This is a genomic window from Myroides pelagicus, from assembly GCF_009711055.1.
Taxonomy (GTDB): Bacteria; Bacteroidota; Bacteroidia; order Flavobacteriales; family Flavobacteriaceae; genus Flavobacterium; species Flavobacterium pelagicum.
On sequence record NZ_WMJY01000032.1, the window covers coordinates 1 to 19,444 of the forward strand.

A 19,444-nucleotide genomic window follows, 5' to 3' on the forward strand; every position below is an offset into this window, starting at 1 on the left:
TTTAAATGCTGTTGCATTTATTTGTTGAATCTAAGATGTATATCGTTTTGATATGTACAATATACAATAAAAATGCCCAAACAAATGAACATTTTAACACTTACTTACACTATACAGTAGAGTAACTACACTGGTGATCAACCAATTATAACGAGCTCAATTAAAAACACTTAAATAAATAGTAGAAATACAACAGTCAGGCGTACTTTTTGTGAGGTTATCTTTAACAAATATAACAAGATATATAATGAAAAGACTATCGCTATTTATTGTATTTGGTATTGTCGTATTGCTTATTGTAGTACTAATCAAAACTTTTACTTATAGCTTTAAACCTGTTAGAGACTTATCCGCTCGACCAGCTGAACACTCGATTGATGAACAAGCGATTCGAAACTTGTCAAAAGCAATTCAGATACCAACCATATCAACCATTAACTATGAAGATACAAACTTTGCCGCTTTTGACGAGTTTATCTCCTTTTTAGAACAGACTTATCCGGCTGTATATACTGCAATGGATACAACCCGTGTCAACAAATACGGTTTGATATTCAGATGGAAGGGAAGAGACCAAACAAAGAAGCCTTTGTTATTTTTATCTCATTATGACGTAGTACCCATCAGTAATTACCCTGAAAATGACCCTCTAACGGAAAAACAACCGATCTTTGACCTAACTGGAAAAGCACAACCTCTAGCTGAATCAAGAGATACTTGGAGTTATGCTCCTTTTAGTGGTGCGGTTAAAGATGGTCGTATCTATGGTAGAGGAACACTAGATATGAAAGGAATGCTTATCTCAATCTTTGAGGCAGCTAATCAATTAGTCAAAGCTGGATACCAACCTGATCAAGATATTTACTTAGCTTTTGGCCACGATGAAGAAGTCAGTGGGCGTCAAGGCGCGCTCAAGATCGCAGAGTACTTCAAAGCGAAAAACATCGAATTTCACGTTGTATATGACGAAGGAGGCGTAGTGGTAAGTCCTAAGTCAGTACTGACAAGTGTAGATCAAGCTATAGCACTTATTGGCGTTGCCGAAAAGGGGTTTTTGACTTTACAAATTGCAGTAAAAGGAGTTGGAGGTCATTCTTCTATGCCTCCTGCTAAAGGATCTTTAGTGCTAGCCTCTGAGATAGTAAACAAACTTAATACTAATCAAATGCACGCAAGTTTGATTCCTCCTATCGAAAACTTCTTAGACAATATTGGATCAGCAATGGACTTCAAGTCTAGACTAGCCATCAGTAATAAATGGTTATTGTCACAAAGCCTTATTGCTACCTTCGAAAAGGCACCGGCTTCTAATGCACTAGTTCGCACAACTACAGCTCTAACAATGATGCACGCTAGTGATGCTCCGAACGTAATGTCATCAATAACTAATCTAACGGTAAACTTTAGGATATTACAAGGTGACACAGTAGAGAGTGTTTTAAACCACGTAAAAGAAATATGCAAAGACTACCAAGTCGAGTATGAGGTGATCTCTGCTAGAGAACCTTCAAAAGTATCTCCTCACAATAGTGAACAATTTAGAAAGCTAGAACAAGTAATCGCCAAGAACTACCCCAATGCAATTATTACTCCTTATTTAACCCTAGGAGGTACGGATGCTTACAAATATGAATTAGTATCTGATCACGTGTTTCGCTTCATGCCAGTAGAACTAAATAGCTTCGAACAGCGCAGTATCCACAACGAGGACGAATCAATCACTATAGACAACTATATGCGTATGATTGATCACTTTAAAACACTTATGCAACAATAAATATACCTCTATACTATAGAAAAAGCGCACAAGTAGTCTTGTGCGCTTTTTCTATTTTATCTTCTCTTTAATAAGTGTAATCCACGTTGATCTATCGTTAACTACAAATCGGCAATGATCTGACTTAGTTACTACAGTGATTCCATTGTTGAAGAACCACATTATTCGACAGGGCTTTACCTGCTTAATATCACTATAATAAATCCTTACAGTACCGGTTTGACTATTAAATTTATAACAGTGAAAGACTAAGGCTTGTTGAGTCAGTCCTAATTTACCACTGTACTTCTCCTTACCACCTATCAAACTAGCGATCCCTTCTGCCTCTAAGTCCTCTCCTACTGCTAGAGGGATTTGTACCTTACCTATAGCTTGCTTAGTTATTTTTTTAATAAAATAGGCTGGCAGACCGACAAAAACAGCACTAAAAGCTATCCCTTTTACCAAATAATCATACCAAGGCCGCAGAGCCTCTAAGAAAATATAATCAACTACTACAAAGATTAAGACATAGAACAGCAAACAAAAAATGACAAGCCTTGTCATATCTGATTTTGATATTCCTAAAGTATCCTTTCCTATTACTCTCATCGCATCATTAGTTTTTTAAAAGGGCTATTGTATATTGGCTCCCCTTTGTCATTTACTCAAAGATAAAGCTAATTAACTTTACTCACAACACAGAAGTACACAATCAAAAAGGGCTATCTAGTAAATACCAAATAGCCCTTTGTATATGTATATAAGAGAAATATTATGTAAGCATTCCCCCGTCAACGTTAATCACTTGTCCAGTAATATACCCAGACATATCAGAACCTAAGAATACACAAGTATTAGCAATATCCTCTGGTGTTCCACCTCGTTTTAATGGAATAGCTTCTCTCCATCCTTTTACAACATCTTCTGCTAAAGCTCCTGTCATTTCTGTTTCGATAAACCCTGGTGCTACAACGTTACAACGGATATTACGAGAACCTAACTCCAAAGCGATTGACTTAGAAAAACCAATCACACCTGCTTTAGAAGCTGCATAGTTAGCTTGACCAGCATTACCTTTAACTCCGACTACAGAACTCATATTAATAATAGATCCTTTTCTGTTCTTTAGCATAGTGCGTTGAACAGCTTTTGTCATATTAAATACTGATTTCAAATTCACTTGAATTACTGCGTCGAAATCTGCCTCTGACATTCTCATTAGTAAGTTATCTTTGGTAATACCAGCGTTATTTACTAAAATATCGATATTTCCGAACTCTTTTAGAACATCTTCTACCAATTGTTCTGCTGCTGCAAACTCAGCTGCATTCGATTGATATCCCTTTGCTTTTACACCTAAAGCGATTAATTCTTGTTCTAATTCTACAGCTGCTTGTGCTGATGAACTATAAGTGAATGCAACGCTTGCTCCTTGCTCTGCAAATGCTTTAGCTACTCCTCTACCGATACCTCTAGTTGCACCAGTGATGATAGCGACTTTTCCTTCTAATAATTTCATTTGTAAATCCAATTTTATATTTGAACCAAGGACAAATATAAGCAATTTGTATTTTTATCTACTTTTTTTATACAGTTTGTGCTTTTTTTCTCAAAAAGATCATGTATCCTAGTGTAATAATTAACAGAGCCCCAAAGTAATACGAATACTTTACTAGACCCAAATAATCTACCTGTCCATTGGTAAAGCTCAGCAAGATTAAGATCTGTGCACCATAAGGCAATATCCCTTGTGCTATACAAGCAAATATATCTAAGATTGAAGCCACTCTAGGTTTCTCTAATTCATATTCATCGGCTATTTCCTTTGCCAAATTTCCAGAGACCAAGATAGAGACTGTATTATTCGCTAGACACACAGCTACAGAAGATACCAAAGCAGCAATACCAAACTCTGCACTTGTGGCTGACTTAATGTATTTCTTCATCGATGACAATAACCACTGAATACCTCCCTGATCCTCAACCATCTTAGCCAAACCACCTGTCAGCATAGACAATAAGAATATTTCATTCATAGATAAGAATCCTTCATAAATAAGTTTTCCCAATCCTAAAACATCAAAACTATGCTCAAATAGCCCAATGATTCCCGCTACAAAAATGCCTATTAACAAAGCAACAAATACCTGAACACCTAGTATAGCTAATAAAATGATTAATACATAAGGAATAATCACCCATGGACTAGTCACCTCATCTAATACTAAAGTTACATCTGTATTCTCTCCTCCTACTAAAAACAAAAGAACAATCGTCAATAAAGCAGCTGGCAAAGCAAACTTTATATTTGCTTTAAACTTATCTTTCATCTGACAACCCAAAGATTGAGTTGCGGTAATGGTCGTATCTGATATGATAGAAAGGTTGTCTCCAAACATAGCACCTCCCAAAAGCGATCCACATAAAAAGCCCATTGAAGTCCCTGACTTCTCTGCCAGACCTACTACGATAGGACCTAGAGCTACAATTGTTCCTACTGAAGTACCTATTGATAGCGAAAGAAAACAAGCTATGGCAAATATACCTATAGCTAAGTATTCCACTGACACTACACTCAATCCTAAATTGACCATCGCATCTACTCCTCCGATAGCCTTAGTCACCACGGCAAAAGCACCTGCTAATAAATAGATAATACACATGGTGATAATCTTGCTATCTCCACAACCCTTGATTAAAGACTCTACTTTGTCATTCATCGGCGTTTTAAAGAAGATGAAAAAAGCAGAAATGATACCTACAGAAATAGCTATGGGTGAGGGAATCAAATAAAAATCACCTAATATTATACCCGCTCCTAAGAAGATGGCAATAAAAATAAAAAATGGAATAAATGTGTAAAACTTGTTCTCTGACATAATCTACATAATTGTTGTTATTATAATTTGCCAGATTGGTAAAAACAGAACTCACTTATGAGGTAAACAACATTTTTTCCAAACACTGGCTTATCGATTGCAGCACCTTGCTTGTTGTTGCAGGTTGCTATCCTTCAGGCTATTGAAGAATTCTTGATAATTTTGTTGCAAATATATCTAAAAACAATTAATAAACAAGAAGTTTTAATAAAAAAATTGCATTATAGTTCATTTTGTCATTATTTAACTTTTTATCCTTTTAAAATAGTAGTATTTTTGACCACTTACAAAAACAAAATCAACATGAAAAAAGTATTGCTTTCTACAGCTCTTGTACTTGGTCTAACAGCTAGTGCATTTGCTCAATCATCTCCTAAAAACGCCATTGGATTGCGATTTGGAGGAAACTCAGGTTTAGGAACAGAAATCAGCTACCAAAGACAATTGGCTAAAAACAACCGCCTCGAAATTGACTTAGGTTGGAGAGATAACAACCACGTAGATGCTGTTAAAGTAACTGGTTTATACCAGTGGGTTTGGAACATTGAAAATGGGTTCAATTGGTATGCTGGTGCTGGTGCAGCAGTAGGGACTTGGAATTATTCAGAGACCATCAAAGGACACCGATACTCTGATAGCGGGTCTTTTGGACTATTAACAGGTACCGTTGGTCTAGAATACAACTTTGACTTTCCTTTGCAAATCTCTTTAGATCTACGCCCAGAGTTATATCTTAATGACTCCTATAGAGATGGTCTATATGCCGATTTAGGTCTGTCTGTACGCTATAGATTCTAAACCAGAGAAACACCTGAAAGCGATTTTACAATACAAAGAGGGAGGCTTAGTCAAATAACCTCCCTCTTCTCTTTTTTATTTAGCTGCCCAAATCTCTATTTCAATATCAATCTCAGGTAATCCTAACCCTGAGATATAAGCCACGGTCATCGAAGGATAACTACCCTTAAAAAAAGGATCCCATACCTTATAAAAATAATCCCAATCGATCTGTTTCACAGACCATATATTCACTTTGATAATATGCTCGCTGGTTAATTCTTGACTTTCTAACAAACGCGTAATATTTGCAAAGGTATTAGTTACTTGCTCGTTAAACCCCTTAGGGATATCTCCATTTAAATCCGTTCCGATCTGCCCTGAAAAGGTATAAATATTAGCCTGCCCCGATACGACAGTCACATGTGAATAATCCCCTACTGGTTTGGCTAAAGTTGTAGGATTACTACGGCTTACGATTTGATTTGCTCTCATTACTATCTATTTTAAAGTTTAATAAGGCAAATCTACAAGTGATAAACACATCAAAATTGTACAAAACCGACATTACCTACAATAAACAATAAAAAACGGCTATTTCTTCCACTCTGGAAAGTTAGGTAGTTGTTCTTGGCTATGTGCTTTGTAGTCCCTAGGAGTAGTTCCTGTAAAAGCTTTAAAATCTCTGATAAAATGTGACTGATCATAATAATTACTGCTATAGGCCAACCAGGTTAGATCCTTGTAATCTCCTGTGCGCAATAACGTCAAACTAGCTTGAAAGCGAGCAATTCGCATACACATCTTAGCAGACATCCCTACTTGATACCTAAACAAACGCTCTAGCGAGCGCTCAGACATACCAAGTTCACTTTGAATATCTACAACACTATGTCCCTGAATGATAAGGCTACAGGCATAATTAGCCTTTTTAAGCACTCCTGTATCCTTGGGTAAGCGATCGAGTAGAAACTGAGACAAAATTGCTATTTTGTGCTCCAATAAAAAAGCAGCTTGTAGTTTTTCAAAAACGTCACTACTAAGAATATCTTCTACTTTTATATTTTTATTTTTAAACTCATGGGCATCAATCCCAAAAAAAGCTTTAATCCCGATAGGCTTCAAGTATGCCCCAAGAATGCGAAAACTCCCTTGGACTTGCTGCTTAGTGTAACTATCAAACTGTCCATAGACATAGAACTGATCCATGCTCTTTCCTTTATCATCATAAAAAAGATCTGGCGTCTCTTGATAAATTAAAGCGGGTACTCCATCAGCAATAATAGTAAAGTCCCTTATCGCCGACTGATCTACACAATCCTCCAATACCCAGAAACTATGTACATAGTCCGATAAGGCGACCTCTGGTAAATAGGCTCGATAGTGCATAAAAATTACTTTTCTAACAAATGTATTACATTCTAAGTTAGTAGTTGTCATAAAAATGCTTCATTAAACAACTCATACCATTACCTATACACAATCTAATGCTGATTTCAGTATAACCTCTAACATCAAATATATAGCTAAAAAGGTGCATATACACCTAGAACAACACAATATTTAAAAACCAAAAAATTCGATTATTTTATAAAACTAAACCACTATTTTACCAATTAAAATAAATTAAAAATCATAAAAACACCTTATTGTTTTAACAAATAAAATAAAATGACTAATTTTACCTAAAATTTAACACATAGAGTTTATGAAAAAACTTACTTACACATTAGTTGCTATCCTAGCGCTAGGATTCACGGCAAATGCACAAACGCCGGATGTAAAATTTGGAGCTAAAACAGGACTTAACGTCTCTAATCTTTCTGGAGCAGAAGATGCTTCTTCACGCACTAGTTTCCATGTTGGAGCGGTAGCTGAGATATTCTTTACTGAAAAATTCTCAGTACAACCAGAGGTACTTTATTCTGCACAAGGTTATAAAGTTTCGGATAACGTATTACACAACGGAGCTCCTGTAGAGATTAAAGAAACTGCCAGAATGGACTATATCAATATTCCTGTAATGGCGAAATACTACCTAGTTAATGGTCTTAACGTACAAGTAGGTCCTCAATTTGGTTTCTTAGCTACTGCTAAAACCAAAGTAAATGAATCAAACGGTGCAAATATTCCAGAAGTAGACTTCAAAGACAATGTTAAATCATTCGATTTTGGAATAAACTTCGGAGCAGGTTATGAATTGCCTATGGGTGTATTCTTTGATGCTCGTTATAACTTAGGTATCACTAAAGTAAATAAAGAAGGAGATAAATCTCTACGCAACGGAGTATTCCAACTATCTGTTGGATATAAGTTTTAACTTTATTTAGCTATTTAATAAAAAAAGCCCTTTATCTCTGGATAAAGGGCTTTTTTATGCAAATATTAATTAAAGCATTGCTCTATCTGTCAGTTGCTCATACACCATTAATACTCCAGGTACGAGAATTGGCTCTTGTAAGTATTCCTGGTAACTAAAATACTTAACCGCCCCTATCTCATTATTAGCCTGAACCACCTGTCCTTTAAGAGGATAAGTATAACAATCCTGTCTCATCATAATGTTTAACTTCTCCCCATAGGCTGGCGCTGTAATAGGACATAGATAAGTTAATTCATCTGGTGCAATTATAAGACTTAACTCCTCTTCTATCTCTCGAATCAAAGCCTCTCTACTATTTTCTAAAGAGTCAATCTTTCCTCCTGGGAGATACCACGCCTTTTTATTATTGCTATACGCTAGTAGTAATCTGCCGCTATCTACAACAACTAATCCTGCAGTATGAAGGTTTAGCCAGTTCTGCTGGATAACGGTTAAATGAATTACACATACCATTTGACCAGACAGCTCATTGTATCGTTCTAATACTGTTACTCCGCCAATAGACTCAAAAAGCACTTGATACTCTTTCTCTACACTTATTTCAATATATTTAAACTTCTGTGCCTTAGCCAAATCCTTAACATAGTCGAACAGCTGTTTGACATCTTCCAAAGCTAAATAACTCCCTTCCAAATGATAGTGATTTAACGCCACGTAGGCGCCTCTATCTTCAAAGGTAAACCACCCTATTTGCTTTTGTTTACAATAGCAAATATAGAGTTGACTTGAGTGTAATTGAGTAACATAGCTAGCCGTTAAGGTCTTTATATCTGAAGTCCCTACAAACAGATCAATTTGCCTGTCCTTACTTGCCGCTACTACACTATATATTTCTTTATTCATTTTATATATTCTACATTTTCAAAGATATAAGCTTTATCGTTGAAATTATTAGTATTGTTGCTACTTATTTTCGCAAGAAAAAAACAAAACAATGTTCTTTTTTTTAACTAACTTTAAACTAAACAACAATCACTTAAAAAACTGCCAAAAAATATTAAATCATTAACATATCAGATATATGAACACAATTAATGGAGTTACTTTTGATGAGTTTGTTGCACTAAGTTCTCACTTATCTCAAGGATTCACGGAAGAGCAAATAGGTGAAATTCTGCAATTAGACCCACCCGCCTTAACCCAGACTATCGAACAATGGAATATCAAACTAGGTGAATTAATGGCCGAGGATATATCCTATACCACTCGCTTTTCAGAAATATTCGCTAATCCTAAAGTAGGTAGGTTTGCTCAAAATACGAACGAAGTTATGACCGATGAAGAAGTGTTGCAAAAAGTACCTAGTCTAGCACATTACTTTGATATCTTTTTTAATGCCTCTATTGCTTCGCAGTATGGTTTTGATCCCATTGAGATCTATAAAGTATACGATTTAAACGTTGGTCAATGGGCGGTAGTGGCTAACTACTATGACAGATACAACATTGCCAAATTAGACACTGAAGCTGAGAACTATCAAGAGCAATTCCATAAGGCCAAAGAACTTATGGATGAGTTCAAAGACAAATGGGAAACCTTCTACAGCAATAGATAAGCAAAATACAATAAGAGGAGGAAGGTATATTTCCTCCTCTTGTCATATTTAAGTTTTATTAGGAGAGGTTAATAGTTTTATTAACCCCTATTTGTTCCACAAATACTTTATCATGTGACACGACAAGCAATGTGCCTTTATACTGTATTAACGCATTGGTTAAACACTCTAGACTAGTTATATCTAAATTGTTGGTTGGCTCATCCAAAAGCAAGACATCTATGGCTTGATAAGCTATAGTCAAACAACATAGTACTAGCTTTAAACGCTCACCTCCACTTAAATTTACAACAGGTTCTTGCCATAGGCTTACCTGAATACCAGACTGAAAAAGTAAGTTATTGACCTGTTTACTAGTTAATCCACGCTGATTATATTGCATTATCTGCTGCTCAACTGACAAGTTTACCTCTAGCATACTATAGTACTGATCTAAATACACGATTGTTAGCGGTGATTTAGTCTTCTCTAGTATTCCTTGACTAAGAGTAAGTTCTTGCATAAATACCTTTAAAAGTGAGGACTTACCACTGCCATTGGCTCCGAAAAGATGAATTCTATCCCCTGAGACAATATCCAGGTCTAAAGGAAATTGCCAAACTGATTTGTTTCTATAAGCTGCTTGTGCCTGTTTTAAACTCCATAAGACTCTACCGGTATGCATACCAGAACAAGCAAAGCGAATATCGAAGACTTTCTGATTTTGTAATTGTCTTTTAATCATATGTATATCCTCACGAGCTTTATCAACAATATCTTGATGGATCCCTAGCTTTTTGGCAGCACTATTTTCTGCCTTATTCTTTAGTGTATTGATAACTATTTTTGGAAGCCCAGCCTTACTTTGTTGTTTTTTATTGATAGCTAAGTCCCTTTGCTGTTTCTCTACGGCAATTTGCTTTTGCCTAGAGGCTTGTTTAAATTCTTTCTCTGCTAGCTCATATTTCTTTTCTATACTTGCTAGTTCCATTGCTTTGTGCTGCTTATAAAACTGATAGTTTCCATTGTAGCGCTCTAGGCTATGTTGACTTAATTCATAAGTAATTGTCAATTCATTTAATAAAGTCCTATCGTGACTTACCACAATTATTGCTCCTTGGTATTGATTAATAAAACAGATAAGCTTTTCTCTAGTGTGTTGATCAATATGATTGGTCGGTTCATCTAACAACAAAAGACCAGATTGACTAAGCATCATCTTTGCAAATAACACCTTTGTTTGCTCCCCTCCACTCAATTCGCATAAACGAGACTGTAAACAAAACCTTGGTAGTCCCCAATACGTTAGTGCTTGTTCTACACGCTGGTTTATCGTCCAATCATCCTCTAATTGTTCATAATCTTTAAGATCAGCTGAGCCAGATAAGATAGCCTCTAACGCTTTTAGTTTAACACTAACACCTAAAGCCTCTACCACTGTCTGATTTTGGTCTTTTATCTTATTTTGTTGAAGATAAAATAAGTCTACATTGATTTGAATCTTTCCACTAACAGGAACAAGCTCATTGGCAACTAAGCGAAGCAATGTGCTTTTGCCCACACCGTTATCACCCACAATGCTAACTTTATCTAATTTATTAATTTGAAAGTTTAGCTTTTCAAAGACAGGTTTGAAATCAGAATATTGATAAGATAGGTTTGAAATATTTAGTACCACTTTTGTCTAAATTTAATATATGTACTTCACCAAATGGCCCGTATACCATTACCTCACGGTTAGACAATACAATTACATAATACTGAGTAATGCAGAATACAAATAGAATAATGTATTCCAATTCATAGAATAACTTTAGCTTCTAATAAGCAAACATTGCTTTTATATTGGCTAAAAAAGCCAATTCTTACTCAGTAATAATCATTTAGACTGTGTATTAATTAATATGAAGACAAATATACTGATTGTATAATAGCTATACAAACAACTAACAAAACAAAAACTATATTTGTATGACTATAAAACCATAGAAATGAAACAATCTAAAACAACCAATCGCTATGACTCATTAGCCTCATGGATATATCATCTAGACAAACCTATTGGGCGATCTTTCGGAGATATTGAGTTTTACTATAAATTACTAAAGGGCTGCACAGGACCGATCTTAGAGCCTGCTGTAGGTAATGGACGTGTCTTAATCCCTTTACTTGAAAAAGGGCTTGAAATCAGCGGATTCGACGCATCAAAAAAGATGATGGAATACTGCACACTGGAATGTAAACAGCGTGGACTAACACCTAGACTATCTATAGAGCGATTTGAAAACTTCGCTACAGACCACAGCTATCAAGCTATTATATTGCCTGCAGGTTCTTTTCAGCTAATCACTGATTTTTCCACAGCTATACAAGTATTAAAAAGGTTTAAGTCCGTGCTAGGACCTCAAGGCAGACTTATACTAGACTTATCCACCCTTGCCTGTCTTAGTGAACCTACAATGCTCTCAAGAAGCTGGGAGGTACCTGGAGGGTTAATTACCCTGACAGAGCAAAGACAAGAGGTAAACTATATCAAGCAAACCACTACCTCACAATTGCGCTATGAGTATTGGCTTGAGGGTAAGTTAACGCAAAGCGAACTCGATTTGTTTGCCCTTCGCTTTTGGGGAGTAGAAGAATTCTCTTTAGCACTTAAAGAAGCTGGCTTTACCACCATTAAGACCTATGCTAACTATAGTAAAGAGTCAACAATTGATCAAGATACGCATACGCTAACCTTTGAAGCATTCTAGCTGACAAAGGGAGATAAACGAAGAGGAATATAATAAAACAAGGGAGCTTAGTAGCTCCCTTGTTTTATTATATTCTATTATTCAATCAATTTCTTCTGCTGATCGTACATCCCCACTAGTACACTATTACCTTTATCATCTACCCTTAGCCCCCCATACTTAGCCTTTTCAAACTTCTCTGCTTCTCCTTCTTGAAAGAAATAACTCTCTGCGCCAATATTGTAATTCCACGAAGTGTTATTAAATATTTTTACATAGACTTGGTTCTCTTGTTTTGTTGTTATTTTATCGGTTAGATATTCAAAATGCCCTACTGCATCTTGTCCAACTGTCAAGAGGACATACCCTCGTTTGGCTTGATACGATTTGCTTTGAGTCTGCTGATCTACCTCCTGCTGATTAGCGGCGATATCACTCTCTACATCTGGTCTTTCTTCACCAGAAAAGATTGTGCGATCAAAGGCTGAATTCCTTTGACTGATCGCGTAGTTTAAACGCATATAATCCCCTTGCATCAAAGAGCGCGGATCAACGGGCGCAAGTTCTAACAAGACTAATTGACCTTGCTTTACTATCTTTTCCTTTTCCCATACACTATAGAGGAAAAAACAAACAATCAACCCAAAAATACCTACTATGGTATAGGTGTAAACTTTACTTCTCATCACACTCCCACTTTTTATACATTAACCAATAAACTCCTAGAAACAGTACTCCTACAATCATTAATGAAATTGACTTACTCAGTAAAGACATGCTCAAATCATAGTAAAACATTCCCATGGCCCAAACCATAGTCCCAAAACCAAAAGACACACCTATTTTACTCTGATTGTTAAAAGACCACAAAGTAAACAAAAAACCAATAATAAAGGCAGGATAACTAAACCCTAGCATATATAAAAACACCCCCACCACTACACAAGCACCTAAACGAACAACAAGGCTGCTAATTTGCTGTTTGCTTAAAAGGTAGTATAAAGACCCCAAGGTGATCAGACTATAGCCTATCGTAGTAATAAAATATACGGCCGATATATCTGTCCAATATAAATTCATATAGCGCTGTGTTGAACAAATAATTCCTAATACCAAACCATAACTAAAACCTGCCATTAATACAGATTGAAAGTACCCGTTCCACCACATACTTTGACTCCTTAGTTTGTTCTCATTGGCAAACAATAGACTAACCCCTGCAATTAACACCAACAGCAGTGCATTTACCCCAACAAAGAACTCTTGATCTACAAAGAAGGTATGCAAAGCAATACAAGCAATCACACCAGCCAAATACACAATGATTTGATTGCGTATAATCACTATACTCAAAGCCGCCAAAACAACAGCTATCAGCGATACTATACTCACAAGCTCACGTGTATCTACCATCTCCCCTATTCCAATCAATAAAGTAATTATTCCACTGATATAAAAAGAGACTGCTAAGCCGTCTTTTACAGCCCCATCACTACTTCGATTAAATAGATAACTTACTATTAACGATACAATTCCAATAACTATACCGCTCTGCATTGACCTAGGAAACATGACAAACAAAAAGCCCATAAACATAGCCATGCCTATTATTCCTCCTAACACAGCAATTACCTTAATAAAGACAGTACGCACACTAGCGCTTTGTCTTTCTTTAGCTATAGCCTCACGGTCAATGGTTACGCCTTGCTCCTGTAAAGAGTCCAAAAGCGTTTCAAACTTACTCTGCTTCATGATTCCATCTTTTGTGCTTATTCATAATTAGTTTTATCAGACCAAAGGTCACTGCTAGTACATAAATAGCGTACAACAAAAAGGCTAAGCCATCTATTTCAAATGCGCGAATTAAAAACATAAGACCAATAGTTGCTACAGACAAACCTGTATAACTAAACAGTATAATGTCTTTATTTTTTAAACTAATAAGATAACAACCCACAAGCCATACAATACTCAAGAGTATCCCTATAACCTGCCCGTTTAGTTCACCTGCATCAGCATTATAGCTTACAAAGATTCGCGCACTAATGATAAAGACTGCTATTGCACTACAAAACAGTGCCATTACGCCTTTATAATACTCCGCCATTGTATAGTTCTGATATCGGCTTAACCAATAGGGCAAACCAAACAAAACCACATTAATCACTAAAACAAGAGCCATCACACTGAAAAAGCTATAATCTACAATCACTTGATCCAGATACAAATAAATGGTTAGGTTAACCAAAAAGATTTGAAATAACCACTGCATAGACGACTTAGATACCAATGTCCAAGCGGTGATAGCTACCGTCCAACTCAAGAACAAATCATATGCGTTGGCACCGGTCTGATATACTTGTCCAAACACAGCCATCAACACCCCAATTAAAACAGAGGCACTTAATAGCCCTACCTTTCTCAAAAGTGATGAGAGCCTGTTAGTCACACTTACAACTACACAGACTCCAATGAGTAGAAGAACTATAGCAAACTTTGCAAATGCAGGTAAATCATTCCAATTATAGGCAAAAAAGAATACAATTCCACTAATTAGAAGACCGCTGCCCATCAACAAGATAAAGTACTTAATAAATCGCTTCCAATCACCTAGTCCCGCATAACTCTCTTTGTTAGTTATCTCTTGTAGTTGATCTTGATCAATCGCACTGTGTTGTTTTAAGAGGTACAGGTCTTGTTTATCTATTTTATCGTCAAAAATACTTTTCATAACCTCACTATTTATGCATACAAACCTAAAAAAGAAAAGGCAATGTTTATAAAACAATGCCTTTATATAACGTATTATTTTTTATTTTATTCTACCGAAGCTAATATCTGAGCAGCGTGATCCTTGGTTTTTACTTTTGTAATTACGTCAATTAACACACCGTTCTCATCGATGACAAATGTCGTTCTATGAATACCGTCATAGGTTCTTCCCATAAATTTCTTTGGTCCCCAAACGCCAAAGGCATTCAAGACCTCTTTGTCCTCATCAGCTAACAAAGGGAAAGGCAAATCATTCTTGTCAATAAACTTTTGTTGCTTTGCCGCTGGATCAGCACTTACACCTAATAGTTCAAAACCCTTTTGCTTCAAAATAGCATAGTTATCTCTCAAGTTACACGCTTCCCATGTACACCCAGGCGTACTAGCTTTTGGGTAAAAGAAAACGACTAACTTCTTCCCTTTATAGTCCGCTAATGTATGTGTCTTTCCCGCTTGATCCACTCCCTTAAAGGCTGGTGCTTTATCTCCTACTTTTAAACTTGTCATTGCTCTTTGATTTTGATTTATTGTAAAAATAGACAATTCTAACAAAACAACAATAACTCTATAGTAGTTAGTCTTTATAGTCCGATCACCCTCAACTGAATTTCTAATAAAAAAACAAAGAGAAACTCATGTAATCACCTGTAATATACTTAGCCTCTTTACACTAATACCAATAAGTAATTACGCATACTAAAAACAAATGCTAAATTACTCACTATAGAAATTGGAAACTAATTTCAGTTTTATTATCTTGTGGGTTATCACAACTGACCTAAACGGTTGGTTTATAGTTAATCAATTCACTTTTAAAAACATTGAAAACATGGGTAAAGGAGATTTAAAAACACGAAGAGGAAAAACTGTAAACAAGTCTTATGGAGTAAAAAGACCAAAGAAAAAAGTAAAGAAAAATAAATCTTGATCTAAAAAAGGCCTTCTCATTTAGAAAAGGCCTTTTTTTATTTCTTTATTTTTCATCAAATAATTTCATCATCAATAGATAGCTCAATTCATCTAAAGCTTTTAGTCCCGTATCGGTTGATGTATTAGAAAGAATAACAACTCCCTTATGCTTGATAGGATCAAAACCAATATAGTTTGAATACCCGCTATCAATTCCTCTTAAAAAGTACAACTTACTATCCAAATCTTTAAGCAGTGCTATTTTCCAACCAGAGGATAACCAAAACTCAGGAGATACTATAGTGGTAGGCTGTCTTGTCATAGCCAATAGCTTATCCTGTTTATTGAACTGGGCTTGAATAAACTTACTCATATCCTTTGAACTAGAAAACGAACTGGTCGCATACTTAAATGCATTAGCTGGTACTTCCTTAGCCTGATTACCAAGGCGGTCAATACCCTTTACGATTTTTTTATTCTTCTTATTATACTCCACCAAACTACTCTTCATCTGATAAGGCGCAAATATCCTGTCCTCAACTAAAGACTTATAATCACTTCCCATTGCACTTGTCACTACATCACCTAATATAGCATAACCCAAGAAAGAAAAGCTCTGCTTACCCTGTGTATTTAAAGAGTCAATGACTAATTCGCTTTTTAAATAATCGTGCAACTGAGCTTCGTTGTAATTGCTAAAGAAAGCATCCTGATCACCTGTGGCTCTACTCACAGGAGGAAGCATTGGTACAAAAGCAGTATGGTTAGCCAGTTTAGTCAAAGGCAATTCAATGCCATTGTGAAAGGCAAAATCATAGTAATCATTTGCATTAGCGGTACGATCAATCTTACCACTAATTACAGCCTCTGCATAAAGTGTAGAGGTTAATATAGTAGCAAAGTTTGCCATTGAGAACAAAGACTCACTATTATCTTTTACTACTATTTTACCCTTTTTGTTCTCCACCCCTAAAAAGTCAACCTGATCTTTGTCTATAATAGCTACAGCAAATTGACCCTTCTCTGGTAAACCACTTGCAGCAGCGAACACAAGCTCTTCATTTGTTTTGCCTATATAAGGCTGTTGACCTTGTTTTTGTCCAGGCATATCCATGATGCGAAACCCATCGATCTGCCCTTCCTTGTTAAAAGCCACATTGATCAAGGCAACCTCTTGGTTTTCAAATTCAGTTTTATATAGCGGTATTTGGTTATCGTCTAAACCGTAAAACTCAATATGCTTGATATTCCCCAGCTTTTGCTTCATTTCTACAAAGAAATTCTTAGCTTGATTGATCGGCAGTTCTTCCTTGAGAGAAGCAGAGAAATACTTGTAAAAATCATCATAGTCATCTGTATTATAATCCTTTACAAAAGTCTCTACTAAAGGATTCTTTTGTTGTTCTTGACCATGCATCGTCGCAAAGGACAACATAGCTATCATACATAATACTCTTAAGCGCTTCATATATTATTTTTCTTTATCCTCTAAATATATTAGTAATTTCACAAAGAAAAGCACTTTTAACAATATTTCATTTTTTTTTATCATTCAAAACTCAAAAGACAAACGTGCTTAATACGCGATTAGCTATACTTATGAACTAAGGTTACACGCTTAATAATCTGCTTATATTTAGGTAAAAAGTCAAGCTTTCACAAATAATACTGCAATCCATATTTTAGCAAAGAGAGCAATCTCATCAGGTCATTTGTTGCCAAGACTGCCCAATAAGTGCAGTATTCCTGCAGAATACCTCCCAAAAGCACCTCTCTTGGCAAGAAAAGGTCAAGCAAACTGCACCCATACCTCAAGCATCTCCGCAGAGATACCACCCCAAAAATCTCCAAAGGGTATATAAAAAAAGACAATCCAAAGGGATTGTCTTTTCTTAGTTTGTAATATATGTGTATAAGATTTCTCTTTATTTATTTCCTTTAGCGTAATCAGCTAAAAATTGAGCTAATCCATTATCTGTCAAAGGGTGTTTTAACAATCCTTCGATAGCACTTAATGGCCCAGTCATAACATCTGCTCCGATTTTAGCACAGTTGACAATATGCATCGTGTGACGCACAGACGCAGCTAAGATTTCTGTGTGGAATCCGTAGTTGTCATAGATCTGACGAATCTCTTGGATCAAAATTAACCCATCTGTAGAGATATCGTCTAAACGACCGATGAATGGAGACACATAAGTAGCCCCTGCTTTAGCAGCCAATAAAGCTTGACCTGCAGAGAATACTAAAGTAACGTTTGTTTTGATACCTTTCGAAGAAAAGTATTTACAAGCTTTCACTCCTTCTTTTGTCATTGGTAGTTTAACTACAATTTGAGGGTTAAGAGCAGCTAGCTCCTCTCCTTCTCTAATCATCCCTTCGTAATCGACAGAGATAACTTCAGCACTAACATCACCATCAACAATCTCACAGATTGTTTTGTAATGGTTGATGATGTTTTCTGCTCCTGTAATGCCTTCTTTAGCCATTAAAGAAGGGTTGGTAGTCACACCATCCAAAACACCAAGTGCTTGAGCTTCTCTAATCTGATCTAAATTAGCCGTGTCAATAAAAAACTTCATAGTAATATATTTCTTATATTATGTTATGTTGTAGGCCAAAATTACAATATATATCTGGGTTTGCCGTAATTTTGACTAATCAAATTTACTACTTTATTTTGTAGTGATTCATCAGCATTTTTTCGTAAGTCTTGCTTGGTAACACCTTTTTTAAGAATAACGAAAACTTTTGAAGCCATTCACCTACTTTATAGCGTACTTTAGGTTTTTTAGTATTAATAATCTTGTAAATAGCTTGAGCCATTTCCATAGGGTTATTACCGCTATCCACATGTGTATTGGCCATATCCAAAGACATCTGATAAACCTCTTTATAAGCAGAGTCCTCTAATACAGGAGCGTGATAACGCCCTGAGGCGATATTAGTCGCAAAGTCACCAGGTGCTACATTAGTCACCTCAATATTAAAAGGCTTTAACTCCATGCGCAGAGCTTCTGTAATCATCTCCAAAGCGCTCTTAGAGGAAGAATAAATCCCTCTAAAAGGAAGCCCCATATAACCAGCTATGGAAGTAACATTAATTATCAGTCCTTGGCGTTGATTGCGCATGGTGGGAAGTGCGGCTTTGATCACTTCAATAGGACCAAAAACATTCACTTGAAAGTTATTAAAAATTTCCTCTGTAGGGATTTCCTCTATAGGTCCTGTAATTCCTACCCCCGCATTATTAATTAATATATCAAGTCTTCCCTCTATAGAAACAACTTCATCTATAGCACCAATGATACTGTCTTTATCTCGTACATCTAATGCTACTAAAGGAAATTTTGACCCAACTACTCTTTTGGGATCACGACTTGTCCCATAAACTTTATACCCTTTTAGAGTAAGAAATTCACCTATACATTTACCTATACCTGAAGAACCTCCGGTTATAAATACTACTTTACTCATTATATGCTTATCTTATACCAACAAATATACTACAGTATCACACAATATTAAAATTCAATGACAGGATTGTTGTCAGATTAAACTTCCGATCACACTACCTCCATCAAAAATCTATCATACAATAAATACGTATCTAACCATGTAAATTGCTTTGAAAATAATTACTACATTGCTTCACACAAAAAACAATCGATGTCTCTTCGTTTATAAAAGACCTTAGAT

20 protein-coding genes and 1 riboswitch are annotated in these 19,444 nt (G+C 35.9%); of the genes, 6 read left to right on the forward strand and 14 right to left on the reverse strand.

Annotated features, from left to right (window positions below; translation table 11 throughout):
* Positions 1-247 precede the first annotated feature (247 nt).
* Entirely contained in the window at positions 248-1,777 is a 1,530-nt protein-coding gene (locus tag GJV77_RS11820) for a M20/M25/M40 family metallo-hydrolase (RefSeq protein ID WP_155036568.1), read from the forward strand.
* Positions 1,778-1,828: 51 nt separating this feature from the next.
* On the opposite strand, the gene GJV77_RS11825 is transcribed toward GJV77_RS11820, so the two are convergent.
* The 3 genes from GJV77_RS11825 to GJV77_RS11835 all read right to left on the reverse strand — a co-directional run bounded on the left by GJV77_RS11825 (position 1,829) and on the right by GJV77_RS11835 (position 4,638).
* Entirely contained in the window at positions 1,829-2,368 is a 540-nt protein-coding gene (locus GJV77_RS11825; protein ID WP_155036569.1) for a hypothetical protein, read from the reverse strand.
* A gap of 163 nt (positions 2,369-2,531) precedes the next feature.
* On the reverse strand, positions 2,532-3,278 hold the full coding sequence (gene fabG, locus GJV77_RS11830; RefSeq protein ID WP_155036570.1) for a 3-oxoacyl-[acyl-carrier-protein] reductase: 747 nt from the start codon (positions 3,276-3,278) through the stop codon (positions 2,532-2,534).
* 67 nt (positions 3,279-3,345) lie between these two features.
* On the reverse strand, positions 3,346-4,638 hold the full coding sequence (locus tag GJV77_RS11835) for a Na+/H+ antiporter NhaC family protein (protein ID WP_155036571.1): 1,293 nt from the start codon (positions 4,636-4,638) through the stop codon (positions 3,346-3,348).
* A 62-nt stretch (positions 4,639-4,700) separates the two neighbouring features.
* Positions 4,701-4,803: riboswitch (SAM-I-IV-variant riboswitch) on the reverse strand.
* 138 nt (positions 4,804-4,941) lie between these two features.
* Between GJV77_RS11835 and GJV77_RS11840 the strand changes: the two genes are divergently transcribed.
* The gene (locus GJV77_RS11840) at positions 4,942-5,436 is read left to right on the forward strand and encodes a hypothetical protein (RefSeq protein ID WP_155036572.1); all 495 of its coding nucleotides are present in this window, start codon (positions 4,942-4,944) and stop codon (positions 5,434-5,436) included.
* A gap of 75 nt (positions 5,437-5,511) precedes the next feature.
* On the opposite strand, the gene GJV77_RS11845 is transcribed toward GJV77_RS11840, so the two are convergent.
* Together GJV77_RS11845 and GJV77_RS11850 are read right to left on the reverse strand one after the other, a co-directional pair.
* The gene (locus GJV77_RS11845) at positions 5,512-5,910 is read right to left on the reverse strand and encodes a RidA family protein (protein WP_155036573.1); all 399 of its coding nucleotides are present in this window, start codon (positions 5,908-5,910) and stop codon (positions 5,512-5,514) included.
* 99 nt (positions 5,911-6,009) lie between these two features.
* Positions 6,010-6,855, reverse strand: coding sequence for a helix-turn-helix domain-containing protein (locus tag GJV77_RS11850; protein WP_155036574.1), 846 nt, complete (start codon positions 6,853-6,855; stop codon positions 6,010-6,012).
* Between the two features lie 268 nt (positions 6,856-7,123).
* Here GJV77_RS11850 and GJV77_RS11855 point away from each other — a divergent pair, with 268 nt between their 5' ends.
* Positions 7,124-7,735 (forward strand): porin family protein, encoded by a 612-nt coding sequence (locus tag GJV77_RS11855; protein ID WP_155036575.1) that lies wholly within the window; start codon positions 7,124-7,126, stop codon positions 7,733-7,735.
* Positions 7,736-7,804: 69 nt separating this feature from the next.
* On the opposite strand, the gene GJV77_RS14945 is transcribed toward GJV77_RS11855, so the two are convergent.
* On the reverse strand, positions 7,805-8,641 hold the full coding sequence (locus tag GJV77_RS14945; protein WP_240142863.1) for an NUDIX hydrolase: 837 nt from the start codon (positions 8,639-8,641) through the stop codon (positions 7,805-7,807).
* A gap of 178 nt (positions 8,642-8,819) precedes the next feature.
* Here GJV77_RS14945 and GJV77_RS11865 point away from each other — a divergent pair, with 178 nt between their 5' ends.
* Positions 8,820-9,353, forward strand: coding sequence for a hypothetical protein (locus GJV77_RS11865; RefSeq protein WP_155036576.1), 534 nt, complete (start codon positions 8,820-8,822; stop codon positions 9,351-9,353).
* 58 nt (positions 9,354-9,411) lie between these two features.
* On the opposite strand, the gene GJV77_RS15030 is transcribed toward GJV77_RS11865, so the two are convergent.
* A complete protein-coding gene (locus tag GJV77_RS15030; protein WP_155036577.1) occupies positions 9,412-11,010 on the reverse strand; it encodes an ABC-F family ATP-binding cassette domain-containing protein in 1,599 nt (532 codons plus the stop codon).
* Positions 11,011-11,323: 313 nt separating this feature from the next.
* Between GJV77_RS15030 and GJV77_RS11875 the strand changes: the two genes are divergently transcribed.
* Positions 11,324-12,085 (forward strand): class I SAM-dependent methyltransferase, encoded by a 762-nt coding sequence (locus GJV77_RS11875; protein ID WP_155036578.1) that lies wholly within the window; start codon positions 11,324-11,326, stop codon positions 12,083-12,085.
* A 77-nt stretch (positions 12,086-12,162) separates the two neighbouring features.
* Here the strand turns inward: GJV77_RS11875 and GJV77_RS11880 are convergent, their stop codons facing one another.
* The 4 genes from GJV77_RS11880 to bcp all read right to left on the reverse strand — a co-directional run bounded on the left by GJV77_RS11880 (position 12,163) and on the right by bcp (position 15,343).
* Entirely contained in the window at positions 12,163-12,750 is a 588-nt protein-coding gene (locus GJV77_RS11880) for a GDYXXLXY domain-containing protein (RefSeq protein WP_155036579.1), read from the reverse strand.
* Positions 12,740-13,816, reverse strand: a complete 1,077-nt coding sequence (locus GJV77_RS11885; RefSeq protein ID WP_155036580.1) for a DUF4401 domain-containing protein — start codon at positions 13,814-13,816, stop codon at positions 12,740-12,742. The genes GJV77_RS11880 and GJV77_RS11885 overlap by 11 nt, the downstream gene beginning before the upstream one ends.
* The gene (locus GJV77_RS11890; protein WP_155036581.1) at positions 13,803-14,795 is read right to left on the reverse strand and encodes a DUF2157 domain-containing protein; all 993 of its coding nucleotides are present in this window, start codon (positions 14,793-14,795) and stop codon (positions 13,803-13,805) included. The genes GJV77_RS11885 and GJV77_RS11890 overlap by 14 nt, the downstream gene beginning before the upstream one ends.
* Positions 14,796-14,881: 86 nt before the next feature.
* Positions 14,882-15,343 carry a thioredoxin-dependent thiol peroxidase gene (gene bcp / locus GJV77_RS11895; protein WP_155036582.1) on the reverse strand — a complete coding sequence of 154 codons (462 nt, stop codon included), beginning with the start codon at positions 15,341-15,343 and terminating at the stop codon, positions 14,882-14,884.
* 322 nt (positions 15,344-15,665) lie between these two features.
* Between bcp and GJV77_RS11900 the strand changes: the two genes are divergently transcribed.
* A complete protein-coding gene (locus tag GJV77_RS11900; protein WP_155036595.1) occupies positions 15,666-15,764 on the forward strand; it encodes a 30S ribosomal protein THX in 99 nt (32 codons plus the stop codon).
* A 45-nt stretch (positions 15,765-15,809) separates the two neighbouring features.
* Here GJV77_RS11900 and GJV77_RS11905 read toward each other — a convergent pair whose 3' ends face one another.
* The 3 genes from GJV77_RS11905 to GJV77_RS11915 form a co-directional block, all read right to left on the reverse strand.
* On the reverse strand, positions 15,810-17,213 hold the full coding sequence (locus GJV77_RS11905) for a serine hydrolase (protein WP_155036583.1): 1,404 nt from the start codon (positions 17,211-17,213) through the stop codon (positions 15,810-15,812).
* Positions 17,214-17,670: 457 nt separating this feature from the next.
* A complete protein-coding gene (gene fsa, locus GJV77_RS11910; RefSeq protein WP_155036584.1) occupies positions 17,671-18,327 on the reverse strand; it encodes a fructose-6-phosphate aldolase in 657 nt (218 codons plus the stop codon).
* An 88-nt stretch (positions 18,328-18,415) separates the two neighbouring features.
* Positions 18,416-19,222 (reverse strand): SDR family oxidoreductase, encoded by an 807-nt coding sequence (locus GJV77_RS11915; RefSeq protein ID WP_155036585.1) that lies wholly within the window; start codon positions 19,220-19,222, stop codon positions 18,416-18,418.
* Between the last annotated feature and the right edge of the window lie 222 nt (positions 19,223-19,444).